The organism is Alcanivorax sp. P2S70, assembly GCF_000475295.1.
Taxonomy (GTDB): Bacteria; Pseudomonadota; Gammaproteobacteria; order Pseudomonadales; family Alcanivoracaceae; genus Alcanivorax; species Alcanivorax profundi.
In genome coordinates this window covers 32,900-58,037 of sequence record NZ_AXBZ01000076.1, presented here as the reverse complement: position 1 = coordinate 58,037, position 25,138 = coordinate 32,900, and the positions used below count along the sequence as shown (strand labels likewise).

General features: G+C 59.4%; 26 protein-coding genes. 24 read left to right on the top strand and 2 right to left on the bottom strand.

The window, feature by feature from the left end; all coding sequences use genetic code 11:
• Positions 1–50: 50 nt before the first annotated feature.
• Positions 51–665: a YdcF family protein gene (locus Q672_RS33085; RefSeq protein ID WP_022986840.1), complete on the bottom strand. Its 615-nt coding sequence runs from the start codon at positions 663–665 to the stop codon at positions 51–53.
• 186 nt (positions 666–851) lie between these two features.
• On the opposite strand from Q672_RS33085, the gene leuS reads away from it, so the two are divergent.
• The 5 genes from leuS to Q672_RS33060 all read left to right on the top strand — a co-directional run bounded on the left by leuS (position 852) and on the right by Q672_RS33060 (position 6,684).
• Complete coding sequence (leuS, locus tag Q672_RS33080; protein WP_022986839.1) at positions 852–3,299, top strand: leucine--tRNA ligase; 2,448 nt, start codon at positions 852–854, stop codon at positions 3,297–3,299.
• Positions 3,300–3,370: 71 nt separating this feature from the next.
• Positions 3,371–3,865, top strand: a complete 495-nt coding sequence (locus Q672_RS33075) for an LPS-assembly lipoprotein LptE (RefSeq protein WP_022986838.1) — start codon at positions 3,371–3,373, stop codon at positions 3,863–3,865.
• A 1-nt stretch (position 3,866) separates the two neighbouring features.
• Positions 3,867–4,868: a DNA polymerase III subunit delta gene (gene holA / locus Q672_RS33070; RefSeq protein WP_022986837.1), complete on the top strand. Its 1,002-nt coding sequence runs from the start codon at positions 3,867–3,869 to the stop codon at positions 4,866–4,868.
• A 149-nt stretch (positions 4,869–5,017) separates the two neighbouring features.
• Positions 5,018–5,566, top strand: a complete 549-nt coding sequence (locus Q672_RS33065; protein WP_022986836.1) for a DJ-1 family glyoxalase III — start codon at positions 5,018–5,020, stop codon at positions 5,564–5,566.
• A 266-nt stretch (positions 5,567–5,832) separates the two neighbouring features.
• Positions 5,833–6,684, top strand: a complete 852-nt coding sequence (locus tag Q672_RS33060; protein WP_022986835.1) for a class I SAM-dependent methyltransferase — start codon at positions 5,833–5,835, stop codon at positions 6,682–6,684.
• A gap of 152 nt (positions 6,685–6,836) precedes the next feature.
• On the opposite strand, the gene Q672_RS33055 is transcribed toward Q672_RS33060, so the two are convergent.
• Positions 6,837–8,126, bottom strand: a complete 1,290-nt coding sequence (locus Q672_RS33055; protein WP_022986834.1) for an alpha/beta fold hydrolase — start codon at positions 8,124–8,126, stop codon at positions 6,837–6,839.
• A gap of 225 nt (positions 8,127–8,351) precedes the next feature.
• On the opposite strand from Q672_RS33055, the gene Q672_RS33050 reads away from it, so the two are divergent.
• From Q672_RS33050 to Q672_RS32965, 19 genes are all read left to right on the top strand, one after another.
• Positions 8,352–9,608, top strand: coding sequence for a glutamate-5-semialdehyde dehydrogenase (locus Q672_RS33050; protein WP_022986833.1), 1,257 nt, complete (start codon positions 8,352–8,354; stop codon positions 9,606–9,608).
• 57 nt (positions 9,609–9,665) lie between these two features.
• Positions 9,666–10,331, top strand: a complete 666-nt coding sequence (gene nadD / locus Q672_RS33045; RefSeq protein WP_022986832.1) for a nicotinate-nucleotide adenylyltransferase — start codon at positions 9,666–9,668, stop codon at positions 10,329–10,331.
• Positions 10,328–10,690 (top strand): ribosome silencing factor, encoded by a 363-nt coding sequence (gene rsfS, locus Q672_RS33040; RefSeq protein WP_022986831.1) that lies wholly within the window; start codon positions 10,328–10,330, stop codon positions 10,688–10,690. Before nadD ends, rsfS begins: the two co-directional genes overlap by 4 nt.
• A gap of 3 nt (positions 10,691–10,693) precedes the next feature.
• Positions 10,694–11,164, top strand: a complete 471-nt coding sequence (gene rlmH / locus Q672_RS33035) for a 23S rRNA (pseudouridine(1915)-N(3))-methyltransferase RlmH (RefSeq protein ID WP_022986830.1) — start codon at positions 10,694–10,696, stop codon at positions 11,162–11,164.
• A 27-nt stretch (positions 11,165–11,191) separates the two neighbouring features.
• Positions 11,192–13,099 carry a penicillin-binding protein 2 gene (gene mrdA / locus Q672_RS33030; RefSeq protein ID WP_022986829.1) on the top strand — a complete coding sequence of 636 codons (1,908 nt, stop codon included), beginning with the start codon at positions 11,192–11,194 and terminating at the stop codon, positions 13,097–13,099.
• The gene (rodA, locus tag Q672_RS33025; RefSeq protein WP_022986828.1) at positions 13,096–14,241 is read left to right on the top strand and encodes a rod shape-determining protein RodA; all 1,146 of its coding nucleotides are present in this window, start codon (positions 13,096–13,098) and stop codon (positions 14,239–14,241) included. Before mrdA ends, rodA begins: the two co-directional genes overlap by 4 nt.
• 25 nt (positions 14,242–14,266) lie before the next feature.
• Positions 14,267–15,322, top strand: coding sequence for a lytic murein transglycosylase B (mltB, locus tag Q672_RS33020; RefSeq protein ID WP_022986827.1), 1,056 nt, complete (start codon positions 14,267–14,269; stop codon positions 15,320–15,322).
• Positions 15,319–16,206 (top strand): septal ring lytic transglycosylase RlpA family protein, encoded by an 888-nt coding sequence (locus Q672_RS33015; RefSeq protein WP_022986826.1) that lies wholly within the window; start codon positions 15,319–15,321, stop codon positions 16,204–16,206. The genes mltB and Q672_RS33015 overlap by 4 nt, the downstream gene beginning before the upstream one ends.
• Positions 16,207–16,358: 152 nt before the next feature.
• Complete coding sequence (locus Q672_RS33010) at positions 16,359–17,519, top strand: D-alanyl-D-alanine carboxypeptidase family protein (protein WP_022986825.1); 1,161 nt, start codon at positions 16,359–16,361, stop codon at positions 17,517–17,519.
• 8 nt (positions 17,520–17,527) lie between these two features.
• Complete coding sequence (locus Q672_RS33005; RefSeq protein WP_022986824.1) at positions 17,528–18,400, top strand: D-amino acid aminotransferase; 873 nt, start codon at positions 17,528–17,530, stop codon at positions 18,398–18,400.
• Positions 18,401–18,404: 4 nt separating this feature from the next.
• On the top strand, positions 18,405–18,674 hold the full coding sequence (locus Q672_RS33000; RefSeq protein ID WP_022986823.1) for a YbeD family protein: 270 nt from the start codon (positions 18,405–18,407) through the stop codon (positions 18,672–18,674).
• A 216-nt stretch (positions 18,675–18,890) separates the two neighbouring features.
• Entirely contained in the window at positions 18,891–19,187 is a 297-nt protein-coding gene (locus Q672_RS32995; protein WP_022986822.1) for a hypothetical protein, read from the top strand.
• 209 nt (positions 19,188–19,396) lie between these two features.
• Positions 19,397–20,065, top strand: coding sequence for a lipoyl(octanoyl) transferase LipB (lipB, locus tag Q672_RS32990; protein WP_031227150.1), 669 nt, complete (start codon positions 19,397–19,399; stop codon positions 20,063–20,065).
• A gap of 32 nt (positions 20,066–20,097) precedes the next feature.
• Positions 20,098–21,078, top strand: a complete 981-nt coding sequence (gene lipA / locus Q672_RS32985) for a lipoyl synthase (protein WP_022986820.1) — start codon at positions 20,098–20,100, stop codon at positions 21,076–21,078.
• Positions 21,079–21,200: 122 nt separating this feature from the next.
• Entirely contained in the window at positions 21,201–22,694 is a 1,494-nt protein-coding gene (gene dacB / locus Q672_RS32980; protein WP_022986819.1) for a D-alanyl-D-alanine carboxypeptidase/D-alanyl-D-alanine endopeptidase, read from the top strand.
• A 56-nt stretch (positions 22,695–22,750) separates the two neighbouring features.
• Complete coding sequence (locus Q672_RS32975; protein ID WP_022986818.1) at positions 22,751–23,419, top strand: glutathione S-transferase family protein; 669 nt, start codon at positions 22,751–22,753, stop codon at positions 23,417–23,419.
• A gap of 129 nt (positions 23,420–23,548) precedes the next feature.
• Positions 23,549–24,226: a class I SAM-dependent methyltransferase gene (locus tag Q672_RS32970; RefSeq protein ID WP_022986817.1), complete on the top strand. Its 678-nt coding sequence runs from the start codon at positions 23,549–23,551 to the stop codon at positions 24,224–24,226.
• A 112-nt stretch (positions 24,227–24,338) separates the two neighbouring features.
• Positions 24,339–24,515, top strand: coding sequence for a hypothetical protein (locus Q672_RS34265; protein WP_022986816.1), 177 nt, complete (start codon positions 24,339–24,341; stop codon positions 24,513–24,515).
• Between the two features lie 118 nt (positions 24,516–24,633).
• Positions 24,634–25,068, top strand: coding sequence for a copper resistance protein NlpE (locus Q672_RS32965; RefSeq protein WP_022986815.1), 435 nt, complete (start codon positions 24,634–24,636; stop codon positions 25,066–25,068).
• Positions 25,069–25,138: the final 70 nt, after the last annotated feature.

Sequence of the window (25,138 nt, the reverse complement as noted above, 5' to 3'; positions counted from 1 at the left end):
ACCGCCACGCCCCACTCCGGACCTGAAACCCTGTTGGCCAATTGCGCTCTTCAGAGATACCGCAAGTGGTACCACACCAACGCCAACCATTCGTACCAGATTTCCGGCACCATGGAGAGAGCCCCGGCAGACGGTCGCCAGGCCTGCTTTGGCAAGCGCTTTTGCCAGGCGGCCTGGGCCAACACCCCCTGACTCTGGAAACACAGCAGGGCACGGGGAAGGTGGGTACGGTCGCTCACCAGGATAATTTCATCCACCCCCCTGGCCGCCAGCAACTCGGCACTGTTGACCGCGTTTTGCCAGGTATTGCGACTTTGACCTTCCTCAATCACCTCGAGGGCAGGCCAGCGCCGGCGTACCTGTTCCGCCATCAACGCGGCTTCCGTGGGCTCCCCATCCGCCTGCGGAGCCTGGTTAATGCCACCGCTCACCAACAATGGCAGCCCATGCTCGTTGGCCAGACTCGCCGCCAGCTGCAATCGACGCAGGCCCCGTGTGGTGAGGGAGAACTGGCCGTTCTGGCGTCGGCGCCCCGCCCCCACCACCACCACGGCTTGAGGAGAAATGCCAGTGTTGCGACGCGGCAGCGGTGGCAACAGCCCCCTCACCACCGCAGGCAGGGTCGCGCCCACCAGCACCATCAACGCCAGCCAGGTCAGCCCCATGCCAGCCATCCACGTCCGGGGCCTGAGAGGAATGCCAAATGACACTCAGACCATTGAGAAATCCACGCCAAGCTCATGTATCCTATGTCTCCTTTGCCGGCAACCTCTGGATAGTGTGGCCCTGTTGGCCAGCCAAAGGTTCCGACCCCGTACACCCGTTGTTTTTTTGATCAGTAAAGAGACCCGATGGACGCACAGTATCGCCCCGATCAGATCGAAGCCCAAGCCCAGCAGTACTGGGAGGATAACCAAAGCTTCAAGGTCACCGAAGAGGCCGGCAAGGAAAAGTTCTATTGCCTGAGCATGTTCCCCTACCCTTCCGGTCGTCTGCACATGGGCCATGTGCGCAACTACAGCATCGGCGATGTGATCAGTCGCTACCAGCGCATGCAGGGCAAAAACGTGCTGCAACCCATGGGTTGGGATGCCTTCGGCCTGCCTGCCGAAAATGCGGCCATCAAGAACAAGGTGGCCCCGGCCAAGTGGACCTTCGAAAACATCGATTACATGAAGGGCCAGCTAAAGCGTCTGGGTTTCGGTTACGACTGGGACCGCGAACTGGCCACCTGCACGCCAGAATATTATCGCTGGGAACAATGGTTCTTCACCAAGCTGTACGAAAAAGGTCTTGTGTACCGCAAGCAGTCCACCGTGAACTGGTGCCCCCACGACATGACGGTGCTGGCCAACGAACAGGTGATCGAAGGTTGCTGCTGGCGCTGTGACACCCCGGTGGAGCAGAAGAACATCCCTCAGTGGTTCATCAAGATCACCGATTACGCAGACGAACTGCTCAACGATCTGGACCAGCTGGATGGCTGGCCCGAGCAGGTCAAGACCATGCAGCGCAACTGGATCGGTCGCTCGGAAGGGGTCGAACTTGAATTCGCCATCGACGGTGAAGACCCGCTGCGCGTCTACACCACCCGTCCGGACACCCTGATGGGAGTGAGCTACGTAGCCGTGGCCGCCGGTCACCCACTGGCGCAGAAAGCTGCCGCCAGCCGTGCTGACGTAGCCGCCTTTGTGGAAGAGTGCCAGCACACCAAGGTGGCCGAAGCCGACATGGCCACCATGGAAAAGAAAGGCATCGCCACCGGCCTCACCGCAACTCATCCGATTAGCGGAGAGCCCGTGCCGGTATGGATCGCCAACTTTGTCCTGATGGGCTACGGCACCGGCGCGGTGATGGCTGTGCCAGCTCATGACCAGCGCGACTTTGAATTTGCACAGAAGTATGACCTGCCCATCACCCAAGTGATTGAGCCTGCCAATGGTGAAGCCATCGACCTGGCTGAAGCCGCCTTTACCGAAAAAGGCCAGCTGGTGAACTCCGGTGAATTCTCCGGCAAGACCTCCGCCGAAGCCTTCGACGCCATCGCGGCCTGGCTGAGCGAGCGCAACCTGGGCGAGAAGAAAGTGAACTACCGCCTGCGCGACTGGGGCGTCTCCCGTCAGCGTTACTGGGGCGCTCCCATCCCCATGGTAGAAACCGAAGACGGTGAACTGCACCCCACCCCCGCCGACCAGCTGCCGGTGGTACTGCCCACCGATGTGGAAATGGATGGGGTGAACAGCCCGATCAAGGCCGACCCGGAATGGGCCAAGACGACATTCAATGGCCAGCCAGCCCTGCGCGAAACCGACACCTTCGATACCTTCATGGAATCCAGCTGGTACTACGCCCGCTACTGCTCACCGCAGAGCGATCAGGCCATGCTGGACCCCGCCGCCGCCAACTATTGGCTGCCGGTAGACCAGTACATTGGCGGTATCGAACACGCGATCCTGCACCTGCTGTATTCGCGCTTCTTCCACAAGCTGCTGCGTGATACCGGCCTGGTGGACTCCGACGAGCCGTTCAAGCAACTGCTGTGTCAGGGCATGGTGCTGAAAGACGGCGCCAAGATGTCCAAGTCCAAAGGTAACACCGTGGACCCGCAGGAGATGATCGAACAGTACGGTGCTGACACCGTACGTCTGTTCATCATGTTTGCCGCACCGCCGGAGCAATCACTGGAATGGAATGATTCCGGCGTCGAGGGCGCGTCCCGTTTCATCAAGCGCCTTTGGCGACAAGTGGCCGACCACGTGGAAGCCGGTCTGCCCGCTGCGCTGGATCTTGGCGCCCTGGACGACAACGCCAAGGCGCTGCGTCGCAAGACCCACGAAACCATCCAGAAGGTCAGCGATGACTTCGGTCGCCGCCACACCTTCAACACTGCCATCGCCGCCGTCATGGAACTGATCAATGAAGTCAGCCGTTTCGACGGTCTTGGCGAGTCAGACCGCGCGGTGAAACACGAGGCACTGGAAGCGGCCGTGCTGCTGCTTGCCCCCATTATACCCCACGCAGCCCACGCCCTGTGGCAGGCCCTTGGGCATGATGAGACCGTACTCACCGCCGGCTGGCCCACCGTGGACGAAAGCGCCCTGGTGAAAGACAGCATCGAGCTGGTAGTACAGGTGAACGGCAAAGTGCGCGCCAAACTGAATGTGCCGGCCACTGCCGATAAGGAAGCCGTCGAAGCCCTGGCGAAAGATGAGCCCAACGTGCAGAAATTCACTGAAGGCAAAACCATTCGCAAGGTTATCGTCGTCCCCGGCAAACTGGTTAACATCGTCGCCAACTGAATCGCAGGGCGGATATCGGTGTTTGCCGCGCTCCGCCCCTGTGTCGCTGGTCTGTGTGAATGGAGAGCTCCATGAAGGCGTCTGCCGGTATCACCGCCCTGATTCTTTCCCTGCTGCTGACAGCCTGTGGCTGGCAGCTGCGCGGTACCACCAGTAAACCCAATCTGGAAACCCTTGCGGTGTCGGGTGCCAGCACCGAGTTACGCTATACGCTGGAAGACGAGCTGGAAAACCAGGACGTCCTGGTGCACGGCGAATCTCCCTACCTTCTGGTCATTGATGATGAGGACTGGATGCGGCGCACCTCTGCCGTGGATGCGCAGGGTCGACAGGCCGAAATCGAACTGCGCTACACCCTCTATTGGCATATTGAGGACCGCAAGACCGGCGCCCTGCTGACGACCCCCAAACGAGTCATGGCGCTGCGCACGCTGCCCTGGTATCCGGAGAACGCCACTGCATCCTCCGACGAAGAAAGCATGGTGCGCGACGATCTCTACGAAGACATGAGCTATCGCCTGATCAACCAGATTGCTACCGCATCCCAGCGCTGGGAGCCCTACTGATATGCGCCTGCGTCCGGAGCAACTTGGCAAGCATCTGTCCTCCGGGCTGATGCCGGTCTATCTGGTCGCCGGCGACGAACCCCTGCAGCAACAGGAGCTGCTGGACGACCTGCGCCGTGCCGCACGCGATCAGGGTTATGACGAGCGCCATCGCTTTTCCGCCGACACTGGCATCGACTGGAATGCAGTGCTCAATGAAGCACAGAGCATGAGCTTGTTCGGCGGGCGCCGAATTCTCGAGCTGGTGCTTGGAGAAAAGCGGCCCGACAAAAACGGCAGCCAGATCCTGCGCGATCTGTTCGCCAACCCGTCTCCTGACACTCTGATACTGATTCGCTGCTCCAAACTGGATCGTCGCAAAGACATGAAAAGCGCCTGGGTCACGGCCCTGGACGAGATTGGCGCCATCATTGAAGTGTGGCCGGTGGAAGGCAATCAACTGCGTAACTGGTTACAGGACCGGCTCGCCAGCCGCGGGCTGCACGCTGGCGATGACGCCCTCGCCCTGCTGATCGAACGGAGCGAAGGCAACCTGCTGGCCGCCGCCCAGGAAGTGGACAAACTTGCCCTGCTGGTCGACAACGGCCAGGTATCCCCTGAGCATGTTCAACAGGCGGTCGGCGATTCCAGCCGTTACTCCCCCTTTGACCTCACCGAAGCCACCGCCCAGGGCGATGCCCACCGGGTACTGCATATCATCCAGACCCTGCGAGCAGAAGGCGTCGAACCACCGGTATTACTGTGGGCCCTGAGCCGTGACATTCGCATCCTTGACGGCATGCTCGGCGGCGGGCCACCACCGCGCCTGCCCCCACAGCGAGCCCGCGCCATGCAGGCCCAGGCCAACCGTCTTAACCCGCAGCAACTGCGGGCCGCCCAGGCGAGCGCGATCCGCGCCGATCAGTGCGTCAAAGGCATGGCCAAAGGCGACCCCTGGCAACATGTCACCAACCTTGCCCTGCGCCTGGCTGGCCAGCCCCTGCCCAGAAGCCTGGAACGGTAACCTCCCCTGTAATGTGGAGGTTGTTTATTGGCCCCAACTCGACGATCTGAAAATCCTTTTTCGTCTCTGGGAAAGCCCGTGAACCTTTTCGCCCCTCCTGATCCAATTGCGTGTAGCCTGTAGCGTGTAGTCACTACAGGAGTCAGATTATGCCCACCGCCCTGATCCCTATCGCCGACGGCAGTGAAGATATCGAAACCGTCACCCTGATCGATGTACTGCGCCGGGCGGACATTGAGGTCACCGTCGCCAGTGTCACCGGCAAACCCGGCATCGTGGCAGCACGGGGCACCCGCATCGAGGCAGACGCCCTGATTGATGATCTGGTGGACACACCATACGACTTGATCGTGCTTCCCGGTGGCATGCCTGGCGCCGATGCGCTGGGGAGCAACGAGAAGCTCATCGCCAAACTAAAGCATCAGAAAGCCAGTCGCCGTTTTTATGGCGCCATCTGCGCCGCCCCCGCGGTGGCGCTGGCACCCCACGGCCTGCTGGATGATGTGGAGGCCACAGGCCATCCGTTCTTTACCGATGCCCTGCCCAACAAGCAACGGCTAGAGGAACGTGTAGTACAGGATGGGCACTGCCTCACCAGCCGCGGCCCCGGCACCGCACTGGAATTCGCCCTTGCCCTGGTCGACGCGCTGTGCGGCCGGGAAAAGCGCGACGAGGTCGCCACCCCCATGGTGATATAAAGAGCGGCTGACAGCGCCCCTCGCTACCGTCACACCGTACCCTGAAGGGGCTTGCCTGCAAGCGATGCTGCGTAGGGCCGCGCTCTGCGCCAGCTGGCTGGCTCCCACAACAGCGACGCAGCCAGCCTGTAGGCGACCGAGCCTCAGCAAAGCCGCCCCTGCAAGCAACGAGACACTTGCGAACCCATATTTGGCTCAAACTGCCATCACCCAATGGCAGAATTCTGCTAGCCTGTCAGTCCACGATCAACAGCAGCAGAACAACAATGAGCGAACCTCGCGACACATCCTCGATCAGCTTTACTGCACTCTATACCGGCCACGTCTGGACCCGCGACGGCATCTCCGCTCCGTTCTTCCGCACCCGCGGCGGCGCGTTTCTCTACGGTGCCCTTGCCCCGTTCGAATTTGTCGGCCGTCACATTGTCGGCGGCAATATCCGTACCTTTCTACTGCAACGGCATCATCTGATTGACCATCGCCTGCACCAGTTGATCGAAGCCGGTGTAACGCAGGTCGTGGAAATCGCCTGTGGGCTGTCGCCTCGGGGGCACCGCTTCTGCCAGCAGTATCCGCAGCTCACCTATCTGGAAACCGACCTGCCTGACATGGCACATCGCAAACAGCAACTGCTGCAGGAACATGAGGTACTCAGCGATCGCCACCGGGTAATGCCCATCAATATTTTTGCCGAAGACGGCGAGCTGAGCCTGACCCATGTGCTCAGCCAGCTGGATCAGAGCAAACCGGTAGTGGTCATTACGGAGGGGCTGGTGAACTACTTCCCGCTACCAGTCATCTCAGAGTTCTGGGCCAAACTGGCGACCGCATTGTCCGCCTTTCCCCAGGGCACTTACCTCACCGACAACTATCCGCTGTATCGGGGCATGCCCTTCTACCGCACCCTGAAAGTGCTGGGCAACCTGCTTGGCGCAGTATCGCGCAGCCAGGTCGGCTTCCACTTTCACGCCGACGACGAAGCCATTGCCCACTTCAAGGCACAGGGTTTCGACAACCTGTTGATTCACAATCCGGCAGACCATTACGGCCAGTTACCGATCCCGGTCACGAGAGGCAATCCGATGGTGCGGATTCTGGAAGCGGTTAAGAGCAGTTAACAGTGAACAATGAATAGTGAACAGCGCACGGGAAGGCTTTTCACTTAACCTTAACCAAAGAGGCCGCACCCGATTTTCGGACGCGGCCTTTTGTGTTGGACCTTTCTTTTGTCTTTAGCTGTTAACTATTCACTGTTAACTGCCTTCCGAGCTTATCCGTAAATCCGGTGCACCTTGTCTTCACTTTTGGGGCGCAAAAAATACTGGCTGTCCTTGAGTAGCTCGGTGAACCGTTCGGCAAGGGCGATGTTGCCGTGTTTGAACAGGCAACGCAGATAGCCTTCACCGTCGTAATCGAACACCAGCAAATCCAGCTTGAGTTCGGGACTTTCCAGATACAGGGTGCAATCGCGGGCATGGTCTGCCAGGGAAAAACCCGGCTCATCCAGCTTGATCAGACAACCGAAAAAGTTGATGTCCACCACCTTCACCGGTTTGTTGAAGCGAAAGCGGTCACCGACCCGGGATTCGCTGGTGACATGGCCACGGGTGTTGCAGGGAATCAGGCGCTCGGCACGGCGGCGGTCAAGCTGTTTGGACTCCCCTTTTCGGAAATAACGGGTCCCTTCCACATTCTCGATGGACTCGCCACGCAGAAAGGTGGAAAAAAGATCCAGTGAGACTTCACGCTTTTCCAGCTGGGGCAAATGGTCTGCACCCTTGATCAACACGAATTGCGCATTGGGGCACTTCTCGGCAAATGATGCGTTCTCCCAGGGCAGGGTAAAACTGTCGTATTCACCAGTGGTGACCAGGGTTTCGCATTGCGGGTAACCCAGCAGACCTTCAACAGACAACAGACGGCTGCCATTAATCACATAGCGTTCCTGCTCGTTCTCGGACAACTTTTTCATTTGCCGGTAAAACAGCTTTCGCGCCGTAGGCGTGATGCCGGTTTCCTTGATCCGGTTATAGTTCACCAGATACAGCACCACCGCCTGACTGAACTCATCCATGCGGCCCTCACCCAGCACCCGCTTGGATTCATCGACCAGCATGCGCCAGCTCTTGCGAGGACGGGTCACGATACCGGCGACAATCAACTTGCCGGTTTCTTCCGGATACTTGTAGGCAAAGGTGCTGGCAATGGCTGAGCCCAGCGACAGCCCCATGAGATGCACTTTCTGCAGGCCAGACAGGCGGGTGAACTCAAACAACAAATCCGCCAGGTCTTCCATGCTCAGATCGGGGGCGATCTGGGTGTTATTTCCCAGCGAGGGCAGATCCACCAGAATCACCGGGAAATCTTCGTAAATACGCTCTACACAGTATTTGTAGGAGGTGAAATTCTGAAAGGCACCCCCAACTACCAGCAACGGCGGTTTGTGGGCATTGGCCGGGCTTGAGAAAGCAAGGTAATCAATCCGCCAGTCACCTGCCCATAGCTCAATGGGGTCGGCCTTGATCGCTGAACGGGTGTACTCCTGATACTGGATGGCCATGGTCTCTGGCTCCGTTCTGTTGTTCTTGTTGTAAGGCGCCTTGTGGCAGGCACGCAAGTTTTATTGGTTTTGGCTGCTGCGATTTTGGCACAATCGTGCCAGAAAACAGGAGGTTAGCCCGACAAACGCAGCAAAGGCCTTTAATTCTTCATTATTTGGGTGCAAGCGTAAAGCGCCAGTTATCGCTATAATGGTGGCCTTCATTTGAATCACATTTGTAACCCTATGGATATCCAGCAATACATGCAGCGACTGGGCGAGCAGGCTCGCCTGGCTTCCCGGTCAATGGCCCGGGCCAGTTCCGGCGACAAGAACAAGGCATTGGCGGCCATCGCCAGCGCCCTGCGCAACCACCGCAGTGCGATTCTGCAGGCCAATCAGCAGGATCTGGATAACGGTCGCAATAACGGCCTGGATGCCGCGCTGCTTGATCGCCTGGAACTGACCCCGGATCGCTTTGACGGCATGGTAGAAGGGCTTGAACAGATCATCAGCCTTGCGGATCCGGTCGGGGTGATCACGGATCTGGCTTATCGCCCCTCGGGTATTCAGGTTGGCAAGATGCGGGTACCACTCGGTGTCATCGGTATCATCTACGAGTCTCGCCCCAACGTGACCATCGATGCTGCCGCCCTGTGCCTGAAATCCGGCAATGCAGCCATTCTTCGCGGCGGCTCAGAGGCCATCAATGCCAATCAGGCCATTGCCGAGTGCCTGCGCATCGGTCTGCGTGAGGCCGGCCTGCCGGATACCGCCGTCCAGGTGGTGGAGACCACCGATCGGGCGGCCGTTGGCGAGCTGATTACTCACCCTGAATATGTGGATGTGATTGTTCCCCGCGGCGGCAAGGGCCTGATCGAGCGGATCAGCAACGAGGCCCGGGTACCGGTCATCAAGCACCTGGATGGCAATTGCCACACCTATATTGATGATCAGGCCGATATCGCCAAAGCCATTGAGGTGGCCTACAACGCCAAGACTCAGCGCTACGGCACCTGCAATACTACCGAGACCCTGCTGGTAGCCAATGCCATTGCCCAGCAAGTGTTGCCGCAGCTGGCCGCCCGCTATCAGGATGCCGGCGTGGAACTGCGCGGCTGCGAGCTGGCCCGCAGCATTGTGGATGGCATGAGCGAGGCCACCGAAACCGACTGGGGCGAGGAATACCTGGCACCGGTGCTGGCGGTGAAAATTGTTCGGGATCTGGATGAAGCCATTGATCATATCAATCGCTACAGCTCCGGCCATACCGAGGCGATTATCACCGAAAACTATACCCGGGCCCGTCAATTTTTGACCGAGGTGGACTCCAGCTCGGTGATGGTGAACGCCTCCACCCGTTTTGCCGACGGTTTCGAGTACGGACTGGGCGCCGAAATTGGCATCTCCACCGACAAGATCCACGCCCGTGGGCCGGTCGGACTGGAAGGACTCACCAGCCAAAAATGGGTAGTGCTGGGTGATGGCCACATCCGTCAATAATGCTCACGCACTCTACGCACCCCCCTCGCACGCGACCAGCGTGCTGTGGGTAGCGTGATGCGTAACAGCGCCCCTCTTGTCTTGTTCGGCGGCACCTTCGATCCTGTCCATCGCGCCCATATCAGCGCAGCACGGGCGGTGTCAAAGGTGCTGGGGGATGCCCCTGTGCACCTGCTCCCCAATGCAGTCCCACCCCACCGCCCGCAACCGACAGCCGATGCCGAACAACGACTCGCCATGTTGCGGCTGGCCTGTCACGAGCATCCCAGCCTGATCGTCGATGACTGGGAACTGCGCCAGCAAGGTCCCAGCTACAGCCTCAAGACCCTGCAGCACTTCCGCCAGCAACACCCTGAGGCCCCGCTGGTATTCATGATCGGCGCGGACAGTTTTGCCAGCCTCCACCACTGGCACCGCTGGCAGGACTACGCCACGCTGTGTCACCTGGCCGTGGTGCCTCGCCCGGACAGCAAACTGGCCAGTGGCGAGGTGCTTGCAGCCTTTCCGGAAAGTGATGCCTATGGGCTTTGTGGACAGCCTGCCGGGTTACGGCTGATGCTTAAACGCCCCTTTCTGGACGTCTCTGCCACCGCGATCAGGGAAGCACTGGCACGCAAGGGCGATTGCCCGGCACTGGATCCTGCAGTAAGCGCCCATATTCGCGGCCATCATCTGTATAATGTCCCGACAACAACCCATTCAACCGATCACGAGGCCCCATGAGCGCTGACACCCCGCTGCTGCCACAGGTAATTGACGCCCTGGAAGAACTGAAAGCGCAGAACATCACCGAGCTGGACGTCCGCGACGTGACCAGCATGGCCGATTACATGGTGATCGCCAGCGGCACCTCCAACCGTCATGTCAAAGCCCTGGCGGACAATGTGGTCGAGGCTGCCAAGAAGGCTGAACACCCCCCCATCGGCACCGAAGGCGAAGACACCGGAGAGTGGATCCTGGTGGATCTGGGCGATGTGATCGTTCACTTGATGCTGCCGGCTACCCGCGAGTTCTACGACCTGGAACGACTGTGGCGCAACCCGGACCACCATCCCAACCGCGACCAGCAGACTGACGCCTGATCCATGCGCATCTTTCTCCTGGCTGTCGGCACGCGTATGCCAGGCTGGGTCAATGACGGCTTCGCCGAGTACCAAAAGCGCTTACCGCCGGACATGCGGCTTGAGCTGGAAGAAATCCCCATGCCCAAACGGGCCAAGGGTGACACTGCCAGCCTGGTACGCAGCGAGGCCGACGCCATTCGCAAACGCCTGGAGAAGTATCCAGGCGCGAAAACCGTGGCGCTGGAAGTGCGTGGCCGGGCGCTGGATACCCATGCTCTCAGCCACAAGCTGGGCGAATTGAAGGACATCGGCCAGGATCTGGTCATTCTGGTGGGTGGCCCGGACGGACTCTGCCCGGAGCTCTCAGCCCAGATGCAGGAACGCTGGAGCCTGTCCAACCTGACCCTCCCGCATCCCCTGGTGAGAGTATTACTGGCTGAACAACTGTATCGGGGGTGGACGTTGCTGACTGGCCACCCCTATCATCGCTGATCGTTTTACGCTCACCCGACGCCTTTTATGCGCAAACCGCTTACCCTGAAAGATCATCACCACGAACAGCGCATCTTCAGTGTGCGGCTGGTGGTGAGCGTTTTTCTGGTGCTACTGCTGACCGGCGTGTTGCTGGCGCGCATGTTCTGGCTGCAAATCATCGAGCACAGCCGCTACACCACCCTGAGCGACAACAACCGCGTGCAAACCCGGGCGATCTCGCCTCCGCGCGGCCTGATCACCGACCGTGACGGTGTCATCCTTGCCGATAACCGGCCCGACTTCTCACTGGAAGTGGTTATTGAGCAGGCGGGAGATCTGGAAGCCCTGCTGGCCGAGTTGGGCAAACTGGTGGAGCTGGATGCCGGTGACCTGGAGCGCTTTGACAAGCGCCGCACCGCTGCCCGCCGTCCCTGGGAACCGGTCCCTGTCCGTGGCCGACTCACAGAGGAAGAAATTGCCCGTCTGGCCGTCAACCAGTTTCGCCTGCCCGGCGTGCGCATCTCAGCCGACCCCATCCGTCACTACCCCCACGGCATTCTGTTCTCCCATGTCCTTGGCTACGTGAATCGCATCAATGCCCAGGATCTGGACGCCATGACCCTGGAGCAACAACGCAACTACGCTGGTACCCACTTCTACGGGCGTACCGGGATCGAACGTTTTTATGAAGATCGCCTGCATGGTGAAGTTGGCTACCGCCAGGTGGAAACCAATGCCCGGGGCAGAATTCTGCGGGTGCTGGAAGAGCAACCTCCGGTCCCCGGCAAAGACTTGCGCCTGCGGCTTTCCATGCGCGTGCAGAAGGCTGCCTATGAAGCCCTGGGAGAGCGCCGTGGCGCGGTGGTGGCCATCGACCCCCGCGACGGCAGTGTGCTTGCGTTTGTCAGCCGCCCCGGCTTTAACCCCAATCTGTTCGTGACCGGCATCAGCCACAATGATTATTCCGCCTACCGCAACGATCACGACAACCCCCTGTTCAACCGTGCCCTGCAGGGCCGTTACCCGCCGGGCTCGACAGTCAAACCCATGCTCGGCATTGCCGGGCTCGATGCCGGGGTAACCAACTGGCAACGCTCGATCTTCGACCCTGGCTACTACCAGCTGGAAAACGACCCACACCGCTACCGTGACTGGAAGCGCTGGGGACACGGCCGTGTCGACCTGCATCTGGCGGTGGTGCAATCCTGCGATACCTATTTCTATGACATGGGCTTCAAGCTCGGCATTGATCGCATGCATCGCTACATGAACCTGTTTTCCCTGGGGCAGCACACCGGCATTGACCTGTTCAATGAATCCACCGGCATCATGCCGTCGAAACAATGGAAAAAAGCCGCCCGCGGCCGCCCGTGGTTCCATGGCGATACCATCAATACCAGTATCGGACAGGGCTTCATGCTCGCCACTCCGCTACAGCTGGCCACCGCCACCGCGATTACCGCCAATCACGGCAAACAGGTAATTCCCACCCTGGGCGGCGAGCGCCAGCCGGTAGAACGGGACACCATTGTTCTGAACGACGAAAGTAATTGGCAAAAGATGACTGACGCCATGGTGGACGTCACCGGGGCCCGCGGCACCGCCCGTATCATGGCCGTAGACGCCAAATACCGCATGGCAGCAAAATCCGGCACCGCCCAGGTGTTCTCCGTGGGGCAGGACGAAACCTACAACGAAGACGAGCTGGCAGAACGGATGCTGGACCATGCGTTAATGGTGTCCTATGCCCCCGCCGACAAGCCCGCGATTGCGGTAGCCGTATTGGTCGAGAATGGTCGCCATGGCGGCTCCACCGCCGGGCCGGTCGCTCGCCAGGTGATGGATGCGTGGTTACTGAATGAGCAGGGCGAACTGGATGTGCCAGAAGTGTTTGGCGACAGTGCCAGTGCACCAGAGCCCACCCTGACCGACAACAGCGGAGACACCCCGTGAGCCAGCGCGAATTTATCCGCCAGATGCCAGGCCATGCCCCAGGCAGCTTGTCTCCGGGACTGGCAGAAAGGCTGCATCTGGACGCCCCGTTGCTGGCCAGCCTGCTCCTGCTGATGCTCGGCGGCCTGACCGTACTCTACAGCGCCGGCGGGGAAAGCATGGAGCTGGTCGTTCGTCAGTGTATTCGCTTTGGAGCCGGGCTCACCGCCATGTTCGTGCTGGCACAGATCCCCCCCCGCAGCTACCGGTTCTGGGCCCCAGTCATCTACTCTGTCGGCCTGATATTGCTGATTCTTGTGCTGGTCATGGGGACCGAAGCCAAGGGCGCGCAACGCTGGCTGAGCATTCCCGGCGCGGGTCGCTTTCAGCCGTCTGAGGTCATGAAACTGGCGGTTCCGGCCATGGTCGCCTGGTATTTCAGTGAACGCACCCTACCCCCGCGGCTCAGCGATGTGTTGGCCGCCTTGTTACTGCTGGGTCTCCCCGCCATGTTGATCGGACTACAGCCGGATCTGGGTACCGCGATTCTGATTGCCGCCAGCGGGCTGGTCGTGCTGTTTATGGCCGGTCTGTCCTGGCGTCTCATTGCCGTTGCAGTGTTGCTGGTCGTGACCGCCGCCCCGGTCATGTATTTCTTCGTGATGCACGATTATCAGCGTAATCGGGTAGACACTTTTTTGAATCCCGAAGCCGATCCCCGGGGAACTGGATGGAACATTATCCAGTCCAAGACTGCCATCGGCTCAGGTGGACTGGACGGCAAGGGTTGGCTCGACGGCACCCAGTCACGGCTGGATTTCCTGCCGGAATCCTCCACCGACTTCATTCTTGCGGTGCTGAGTGAAGAATTCGGACTCATGGGTGTCTGCCTGCTGCTGGGCATGTACCTGATTATTGTCGGGCGCGGTTTTTTCATCAGTTGGCAGGCACAGGAAACCTTTTCCCGACTGCTGGCTTCCAGCCTGATCATGACGTTCTTTATCTATGTGTTCGTCAACATCGGCATGGTGACCGGGCTCATGCCCGTAGTAGGGGTTCCGCTGCCCCTGATCAGTTACGGTGGCACCTCGATCGTGACGCTGCTGGCCAGTTTCGGCATGCTCATGTCGGTACACACGCACCGCCGGCTTATTGGATACTGAATACAGACAACAAGGAGAAGCGACGTTGCGTCGACTTTACCCAGGTATTTTCGCTGGCCTGCTCGGCCTGTCTTCCCTCGCCCAGGCCGAAAAACCGGCTCTGGAACACGTCTGCCCTGCAAGCAGTGACTACGCCAACCGCGAGCTGGCCGCCCCAATGATTCAGGCGCTGGTCAAACAAGGGCTCGACGAAGACCGTATCCGCGCCTTGCTGGACAGCGCCAAATGCCAGCCCAAAATTCTGGAATCCATCGCCCGACCCGCGGAAAAGACTCATACCTGGGCAACCTACCAGAAGATTTTCCTGCAGGAGAGTCGTGTCCAGAAAGGCGTGGAATTCGCCCACACCCACGCAGATGCGCTTGCACGCGCCGAGAAAACCTACGGTGTCCCGCCGGAAATCATTCTTGCCATTATTGGCGTGGAAACCCGCTACGGCCAGCATATGGGCACGTACCGGGTGGTCGATGCGCTGGCTACACTGGGGTTCGACTATCCGCCACGGGCCACCTTCTTCCGCAAGCAGCTACAGGCCCTGTTCGAACTGGAACAACGTGCGCATATTGATGCCGACAGCATCACAGGCTCCTACGCGGGCGCCATGGGCTTTGGGCAATTCATCCCCACCAGCTATCAGGCCTATGCCGTTGACTTCGACAACGACGGCGTCATCGACCTGGTCAATAACCCGGTAGACGCCATCGGCTCGGTGGCCAATTACTTCAGCGAGCACAAATGGAAACCGGGGCAGCCAGTGGCCGCCCGCGCGCACCTTTCGGGCAATGGCTACGAAGCGCTGGCCAAAAAAGGCTATAAACCTTCCTTCACCCTTGCCGAGGCGCGCCAGGCCGGCGTTACCCCGGTGAGCTGCGATGGCCGCTTTGCCAGCGAATACTGTTTTGACCTCCCGGACAGCACCCGCGTTGCCCTGCTCGACTTGCAAGGCACTGACGGTGCCGAATTCTGGCTGGCCACCGACAACTTCTACACCATTACCCGTTACAACCACAGTCGCCTGTATGCCATGGCCGTGTTACAACTGTCCCGACAACTGGCAGAGGCACTGGAGAGCGGACAATGAAAAGGCTGGCCACCGTTACCCTGGCAAGCGTCTTTCTGGGCGCCTGTGTCACCGCCCCCGCACCGGACAGCGACAAGGAGTCCCCCGCTGTTAACCAGGGGGCGCCGGGCTCCGACCGGTACAGCCTGCAGCAAGACACCGCTCCCCACGCACCCCGTGACATTTCCGGCGTGCAGGAGCCTGTGCCGAAACACGAGCCCCTGAGCCGCTACGGCAACCCGGAAACCTACAGTGTCTGGGGCAAAACTTACCGGGTCCTGCCTAGCGCAGACGGCTACGTGGAAGAAGGCAAGGCCTCCTGGTATGGTCAAAAATTCCACGGCCATCGCACCTCCAGCGGTGAAGCCTTCGACATGTACCAGTTCACGGCGGCCCATCGCAGCCTGCCGCTGCCGACCTACGTTCGGGTCACCAATCTGGACAATGGCAAGAGCCTGGTGGTCCGGGTCAATGATCGCGGTCCCTTCCACTCGGAACGTATCATCGATTTGTCCTGGGCTGCCGCAGTACGCCTGGGGATCGATCAGGCGGGCACCGGCCGGGTGCGCGTGGAAGCCATCAACCCCGCCAGCAGCTCTCCCCAGGGCAATACTGTTCCCACTGCTGTACGAGCGGCAGTAGACAGTCCGCCGCCAGCACCGGCCACGGCGGCGGCAACCGGTGGCGGCCTGTACCTTCAAGCCGGAGCCTTTCAGGACCGCAGTAGCGCAGAGCGCCTGCAACAGGCACTGCAGGTGCAGCTCGGTCTGGCCACGGAAATCCGCCAGCAGGCCAGCCTGTATCGAGTGTGGATCGGCCCCTACGGTGATGACAGCCAGCGCCAACAGGCCAGGCAACAAGTCGCTGATGCCGGTTTTGACCGTCCCATGCCGGTGAGTTACTGAGACACGGTACAAATTACCGCTGGCAACGCCTAGAATGCAGCCATTGCACGCCATCGGGTTTTTTCCTGTTACTGCGTCAGGAAAGTACAGGCAGCCCCGACCCCAATAACCCCTGAACTCTCAGGCAGACAAGGAACCACAGGCAGATAATCATGCGCCCCCAGTCGTTTCGTTTTTTCTTTTTCGTCGTCCTTACCTTTGTGGGCACCACCCTGTCCTTGCAGGCGAGCGCCAGCATGGTCCCACGAGCCCCACAAATTGATGCCCGCGGCTACTTGCTGATGGACGCCGCCAGCGGCCACATCATCGTCGAGCACAACGCGGAACAGCGCCTGCCCCCCGCCAGCCTGACCAAGATGATGACCGCCTATATCGCCGAAGCCGAGCTGCAGAAGGGCAACCTGTCCGAAGACGACATGGCCCCGATCAGCGTCAAGGCCTGGAAAATGGGCGGTTCACGGATGTTCGTTAAGGAGGGAACCCGCGTCAGCGTTGGCGAGCTGCTCAAGGGCATCATCATCCAGTCAGGTAATGATGCCAGCGTGGCCATGGCGGAATATATCGCCGGCTCCGAAGACGCCTTTGCCGACCTGATGAACCAGCACGCACGTCGCCTGGGCATGAACCAGAGCCACTTCATGAACGCCACCGGCTGGCCGGCGGAGAACCACTTCACTACCGCCCGCGACATGGCCATTCTTGCCCGCGCCATCGTGCGTGATTTCCCCGAGCACTACGATATTTATGCCGAGAAGGAATTCACCTACAACGGCATCACCCAGCAGAACCGCAATCTGTTGCTGTGGCGGGATGAGAGCGTGGATGGCCTGAAAACCGGCCATACTGAAGAAGCTGGCTACTGCCTGGTCTCTTCCGCCAAAAAAGACGGCATGCGTCTGATCGCTGTGGTGATGGGCACCGATTCCGAAGGGGCCCGCGCACGGGAATCCCAGAAACTGCTGACCTACGGCTTCCGCTTCTTCGAAACCTACAAGGCCTACAGCGCTGGCGACATCCTGGACACTGCCGAACTGTGGATGGGTGACAAGGATCAGGTCCGTCTGGGGCTTGCCGAAGACCTGGTGCTGACCATCCCCCGCGAAAGCCATGAAAACCTCAAGGCTGAAGTCACCGTGAATCCCCAGCTGCAGGCCCCCATCAACCAAGGGGAAAAGTACGGTACCGTGACCGTTCGGATGAATAACGAGCTTCTGGTAGAAAAACCCCTGGTGGCGCTGGAAAGTGTCGAAGAGGCGGGTCTCTTTACCCGGTTATGGCACCACATCCTGCTGTTCTTCAAGGGCCTGTTCTAGGAACCGGTATGACGCAGGTCTACCTGAACGGCAATTTCATGGCCCCCGACCAGGCGCGCATCTCGCCCCTGGATCGGGGGTTTCTGTTTGCCGACGGGGTCTATGAAGTGATCCCCGCCTACAATGGCGTCCTGTTTCGCTTCGACGAACACCTGCAGCGCCTGGAACGTTCGCTGGCAGAAATCGGCATTCACAATCCCCATGATCCGGCGCAGTGGCGCTCGCTGTGTGATTCTTTGGTGGCACACAACGGCGGTGGCAATCTGTCGGTCTACCTGCAGATTACCCGTGGCGCCGCCCAAAAGCGTGACCATGCGTTTCCCGTTCCACCGGTGACCCCCACGGTTTTCATGATGACCAGCCCGGTGGCGGTACCCGCCGCAGACAGCCCCGACACTGCGCAGGGGTCACTGGCCATCACCCTCGATGACATCCGCTGGGCCCGCTGTGACATCAAGTCCATCTCGCTGTTGCCCAACAGCCTGCTACGGCAGCAAGCGGTGGAGGCTGGTGCCGCCGAAGCCATCCTGCTTCGTGATGGCTTTGTCACTGAAGGCTCTGCCAGCAATGTGTTCATCGTGCGCAACGGCACCATTTTCACGCCCCCCAAGTGCCATGCCATTCTGGGCGGTATCACCCGCGATCTGGTGGTGGAGCTGTGCGTCGCCGAGGGGCTGCCGGTTGCAGAACAGGAAATCAGTGAGAGCCAACTGCGGCAAGCGGAAGAAATCTGGGTCACCAGTTCCACCCGGGAGATCGTTCCCATCATCCAGCTGAACAACAGTCCGGTAGGCAGCGGCCAGCCTGGCCCGGTGTGGAAGACTGTTGCCCGGCACTACGTGAATTTTAAACGCCGCCTGTGCGGCCTGGACCAGGAGTAGCCCCATGGCCATTCAGGAACACCTCTGGGAATTCCCCCATGCCATGCAACTGAAAGTGATGGGCGCCGCTGACGCCCCGCTGGAGCAGGCGCTGATCGAGATTCTCTCTACCCATCTGGACGACTTTGATGCGGCCAGCCATCTGACCAGCAAGCCGAGCAGCAAGGGGACCTTTGTCTCGTTTACTGCCCAGGTCACCATGCGTAACCGTGAACAGGTGGAAGCCATCTATACGGCGCTGAACGCCTGCCCTCATGTTAAAATGACCATCTAGCCACGCCCCAGTGATGCAGCGCCCGGTCCACGGGCGCCACCAAGAGGCCATACCACGTCCCCCTCTTCGCTGATGTGCACAGTGTCACATATCCTGATTACACATCGTTACCGCGCGAAACAGCCTGACACCCAACCCCCACCAAGCATGTCTATCACTGGCACTGCCGTGCCCGTAGTGTCGATCCCATAACAACAACCACAGGGATTCGACGTCATGAAATTGCTGACACTTACGGGATTGCTCAGCTCTTTGGTGATTATTCTGGCCTTCCAGAACAGCCCGGCACCGACCGAGGGCCATCGCCACGCCGGCATGCCTGCTCCCGCGGATATCATCCCTGCCATGCCGCGCAGCCCACACATACTGCAGCGCGCAAATAGCCTACCGGTACACTTCGACGCCTTTGAAACCATTAATCTGCATGATGATGACGGCATCGAGTTCGGCATTAGCGTCCAGGAACTGAATTTACATCTGGTAAACCAGAAAACAGGGAATCGCCTGATCTGATCGAACAGAACACAGACAGCAAAAGTATCTGGTTAACTGTTGTTACCCCGAATGGGGTCTGCCCTTAAGCCCGGCTTTGCCGGGCTTTTCTTTGCATGCGGCTTGGCCGTCACCGCCCCAGTCAGCCTGTGCGGCCTTTGCCGCCAGGGATGCCCAGATTGCCTTCATTCTGTTGGCGCCACACTATGAGCTGGCCGTATAATCGCGCCATGAACGCCCTCATCCGCTATTTCCCCACTGTTGACTATTCTCCCTGCTGGCAGGCCATGCGTGCGCTAACAGACCACCGTGGCGACGACACTGAAGATGAACTCTGGGTGCTGGAACACCCCCCGGTCTTTACCCTTGGCCAGGCAGGCAAGCCCGAACATGTGCTGAACCCGGGCGATATCCCTGTGGTGAACTCTGACCGTGGAGGCCAGGTGACCTATCACGGGCCAGGGCAGACCGTGATCTACCTGATGCTGGACATCAAACGTATCGGCCTCGGTAGCCGAGGCCTGGTCACCGCCATTGAGGACAGCATCATCGAATTTCTCAATGACCAGGGCATTAATGCCGCCAGCCGTGATGACGCCCCCGGGGTATACGTGAACGGCGCCAAGATTGCCTCGCTGGGGCTGCGCATCCGCCGTGGCGCCACCTATCACGGACTCGCCATCAATCGCGATATGGATTTGTCGCCCTGGCAGCGCATCAACCCCTGCGGCCATGTGGGACAGCCCATGACCACGCTGCGTGCACTGGGAGTGACCCTGGAACGCGAGGAAACGGAGCAACAATTGGTGACCGTATTAGCCAAACGTCTTGGCCTTACGCCACGGACAGCACCCCTTCCGGACTGGTACAATAGCCCTTCCACTCTTTCTGCTGGCTGACACCCTCGGCCACACACGGTGACGGACACTTCATGAGCGAGCAGGCACAAGCCAAACGCAAGGTTCAGATTGGTGACAAGCTGCGTGGTGCGGACAAGGTTCGTACCATCCCCATGGTCAACGAAGAAACCGGCTATCAGCGAAAGCCCGACTGGATTCGCGTACGAGTCCCGGCCAATGGCGAGATTCAGCGCATCAAGAGTCTGCTGCGCAAGCAGAAACTGCACACTGTCTGCGAAGAAGCTGCCTGCCCCAACCTGCCCGAATGTTTTGGCGGTGGCACCGCCACCTTCATGATCATGGGCGACATCTGTACTCGCCGCTGCGCCTTCTGTGACGTCGGATTCGGTCGCCCCAACGCCCTCGACCCGGAAGAGCCCCTGCATCTGGCTGAGTCCGTGGAGAATCTGAATCTCAGCTATGTGGTCATTACCTCGGTGGACCGCGATGACCTTGCCGACGGTGGCGCCGAGCATTTCGCCGAATGCATCCGTCAGGTACGCAGCCGTACACCGAATACGCGTATCGAGATTCTGACCCCGGATTTCCGCCCCTGCCTGGACACCGCGGTGGACATTCTGGTGGAAACCGCCCCGGACGTGTTTAACCACAATATCGAAACCGTTCCCGAGCTGTACAAGCACATTCGCCCAGGCGCCCGTTATCAGCATTCACTGGACCTGCTGAAGCAGTACAAGGCTCGCCGGCCGGATGTCAGCACCAAAAGCGGCATCATGGTCGGGCTGGGTGAAACCTTCGAGCAGGTGATCAGCACCATCCGCGACCTGCGCGCGCACGACGTGGACATGATCACCATCGGCCAGTACCTGCAACCAAGCAAACACCACGCCCCGGTGGAACGCTACGTGCACCCGGATGAATTCCGCGAATATGCACAGGTAGCCGAAGAACTGGGGTTCACTTCCGTGGCATCAGGCCCGATGGTACGCAGCTCCTACCACGCGGACCTGCAGCACCAGGGCGTGGATGTGGGCCTGCACAAACCCGCATAAGCCAACCTCGCACCGGGAGAGGAATTTACAATTCCTCTCCCTTCGGCCCACTGACCGCCAGCGCGGTTTACGCTAACCTCTAGTCACATTCTCATCCCCTCTCACTGCCGGGACCCTTTTCTATGTTGCCTGTATTCGCCCGGGGAGCGCTCCGCCCTCGCGTGTTGCTGACATTCCTGTTCTTTCTCCTCCCTCCCCTTTCCCTGGCGAGTCCGCCGGTACCTGTGCTGCAGCCTGTGCTAGCTGCTGCCGATAAACTGAAGTTGGACCATAACAGTCTCAGCATGGCGGCCATTCCTCTGAATGGCCCCGGTGAGTCTCAATATCTGAATGCCAATGAAGCCTTCAATCCCGGATCCATCATGAAGGTCATTACCACTTTTGCAGCACTGGAACTACTCGGCCCCACCTACCAATGGCATAGCCGAATCTATACCGACGGCGTCATCGAAGAGGACACGTTAAAGGGCAACCTTTATTTTGTAGGCAGTGGCGATCCCAAACTCACCGAAGAGCGCCTGTGGCTTTTGTTACGGGAACTGCGCGCCATGGGAATTGCTCACATTCAGGGCGACCTGGTGCTGGATGGCAGTGTCTTCAACCTGCCCAACGGCATCGCCGATTTTGATGACGACGGCGGCAATCCCAACGCCCCGTTTCTGGTCAAGCCCAGCGGCCTGCTGACCAATCTTAACGTGGTCCGCATTCGATCACGGGCCGACGACCGCGGCATTCACAGCTGGATGGAGCCATCCCTTTTCGGGGTCAAACTGGACAACCACATGGTTCCGCGCAAATACGGCCATTGCCCGCGCCGCTACCAGTTCGAATACACCCCCAGTCAGACTGAAGATGGGCTGACCGCCATTACGCTCACCGGAGTGCTACCCAATGGCTGCTCCACCGCCAGCTATCTGGCCTTGATGGAGCAGGCTGACTACACCGGCGCCCTGCTGGTCAGCCTGTGGCAACAGCTTGGTGGCACGCTAACCGGTCAGATCCGAGAAGGCCTGCATCCGCGAGACAACACCACCGAATTACTCGCCACCACGTCATCCCGGGATCTGGTCACCATGGTTCGCGACATCAACAAGTGGAGCAATAACGTGATGGTCCGCCAGGTCTACCTGACGCTAGGTGCAGAAAACCGCCAGCCAACAGATGCCGACGACCTGGCTGCCGCCGACCGCACCATCCGTGAGTGGCTGGCACGTAAAGGGGTCGATGACTCCGCCATGATCTTTGAAAACGGCTCGGGCTTGTCCCGCAAGGAAAGAATTACCGCCCGACAGATGGCGTCGCTGCTTCAGCACGCGTGGGAAAGCCGCTTTTCCGCCGAACTGATTGCATCACTCCCCCTTGTCGCCATGGACGGCACCATGCGACGCAGGCTGGGCCATGCCGACATGGCAGGTATGGGGCATATCAAAACCGGGTCACTGAAAAATGTCCGATCGATTGCCGGCTTTACCCGTGACGAAAACAATACCACCTGGGCTGTAGTTGCCATGATCAATGATAACCGGGCCTGGGGAGCGGAAGCGGTACTGGATGAATTGATTGAACAGGTACACTTGGCCGCCCGGCAACAAGACGTGCGTACCGCAGGGCAATAGTCCCGTCCGCCGAGCTAGACGAGTGCCCAAGTCGCACCCTTCATCAGGAGAACATCATGATTACCGTGCACCATCTGGAAAACTCCCGCTCCTTGCGCATCGTCTGGATGCTGGAGGAACTGGGCATCGACTACCAGATAAAACACTACAAACGCGACAGCAAAACCATGCTGGCGCCCGCTGAACTGAAAGCGATCCACCCGCTGGGCAAGTCGCCGGCGATTACCGATGGTGAAACCACAATTGTCGAGTCCGGCGCGATTATTGAGTACCTGGCCCGCCGCTATGGCGGCGAAGCATGGCAACCCCCGGCCGACGACTCACGCTGGCTTGAAGAGCGTTATTGGCTGCACTACGCCGAAGGCTCATTGATGCCCCTGCTGGTGATGAAACTGATTTTCGGCCGTATACCGCAGTCGCCCATGCCGTTTTTCGCCAAGCCCATCGCCCGGGGCATCAGCGGCAAGGTCATCGGCAGCTTTATCGATCCGCAATTGGACACCCATCTCGCGCAAATCGAGCAACATCTGTCCGCCAATACCTGGTTCACCGGGGATACCCCTGGCTGTGCGGATATCATGATGAGCTTTCCGCTGCAGGCGGCCAGCGCCCGTGCCAATCTTGACCATTACCCTGGCATCCGCCGTTTCCTGGAGCAGATGGAGCAACGGCCGGCCTACCAGCGTGCCGTTGACAAAGCGGGTCCACTGAGCCCCATGCGCTGACAGCGGTAAGCTCTCTCCCTTGCATGCCAGGGACCCAGATGCAAAAACCGGCGCCCCGCCGCCATGCGTTCAAGAGCGTGCAGTACCACCAACCTCCAAACAGCCCGCAGGCCAGCGATGGACAGGAGAATGACGGAAAAGGGTAATGAGCAGGCCATACTGGAGAGCTGGCAACGCAATGCCACCCCCTGGACCAACTTGATCCGACATCAGTCGATCTCAAGCCGCTGCATTACCAATCCTGCCATAGTGGAAACCATCGCCGCCCTGCAACCAAAGCGTGTACTGGATGTTGGCTGCGGCGAAGGGTGGTTGTGTCGTGCCCTCTGCCAACACGGCATTCATTCCACGGGGATTGATGCTATCGATACGCTGGTCGAGGCGGCCCGGCAACAGCACCCTCCCGGGGAGTACCTTCAGCTACCCTATGGAGACATCCCGGGCCCCCTGGCCGGCCGCCATTTTGATGCCGTGGTCTGCAACTTTTCCTTGTTTGGCGATCAATCAGTCAGTGACCTGATCCCCACCCTGGGCTCGCTACTGGCACCACAGGGGCATCTGCTTATTCAGACCCTGCACCCCGCCATGTCCCATCAGGGGGACTACAGGGAAGGCTGGCGCAGCAACAATTGGCAGGGGCTGAAAGGCAACGTTGACACGCCGTTCCCATGGTATTTTCGATCATTTTCAGGTTGGCTATCGCTGATACAGTCACACGGATTCCGTGTGACTGTCCGCGAACCTCTTTGCCCCGATACTCATCAGCCTCTGTCGTTAATACTAACGGCCAGAAAACAGGAGCTCTGATGGCCAAATGGCTCCTGCTACAGGATGCTTACACCTGTTAACAAAGTGACGATAGAGTTCATGAAGGCCTGGGCATAACGTTGGTGCACGATATGCTCACAGGTCATCTCTCATGATTCTGCTCTATTTCCTGCTGGTGTTTGCCACCGTTCTGGCCCTGTCACACTGCCTTTACGTGCTCAAGCAAGCGCATCATGATCCGTTGCCGCAAGAGCCCCTCCCTCCGCGCGGGTTGCCCCGTACCGAATTTAGCCTGCACCTGATTTCCCGGCATAATCTTCCCTCGTGACCGATACGCACACCGCAAACATTGCAATAAATTCATAAAATCCCCTTAAATCCAGAACCGATCCGCAGCGTTATCCTCTAAACCCCTGACAGAAGGGAATCGAGAAGGAGACAATGCCATGCAATCCCGTTCTATTATTCTTGGTCTGGGCGCGGCAGTGCTGCTGAGCGCCTGTCAAAGCCAACCGGAACAACCGGTGAATCCCACCGCCCAACAAATTACCTATAGCGGCATGCTCCCCTGTGCCGATTGTTCCGGCATCCGAACCACCCTGACCCTGTACCGGGACCAGTTCGACAACCCCACCCGTTTTCAGCTCCGGGAGGAGTACATGAATGGTTCCAACGTCGCGACCAGCGCGATCGAGCGCGGTGACTGGGAACAAACCATCCGGCTGCAAGACAACAAACAGCTGGAGGTGTACACCATCAACCCCGGCGACCCGGACAGCGATCGCCAGTTTCTTCGTGATGCCGTCAATGCGGTCGAGCTGTTGGACGAGAATGGCGAGCTCATTGAAAGCAATCTGAACTACAGGCTGCTGCGCAAATAAGCCCTCGGGCACACACAGGGCGAAGGCGACACGTCTTCGCCTGAAGCTGCGGCTGGTCATACTCACACCG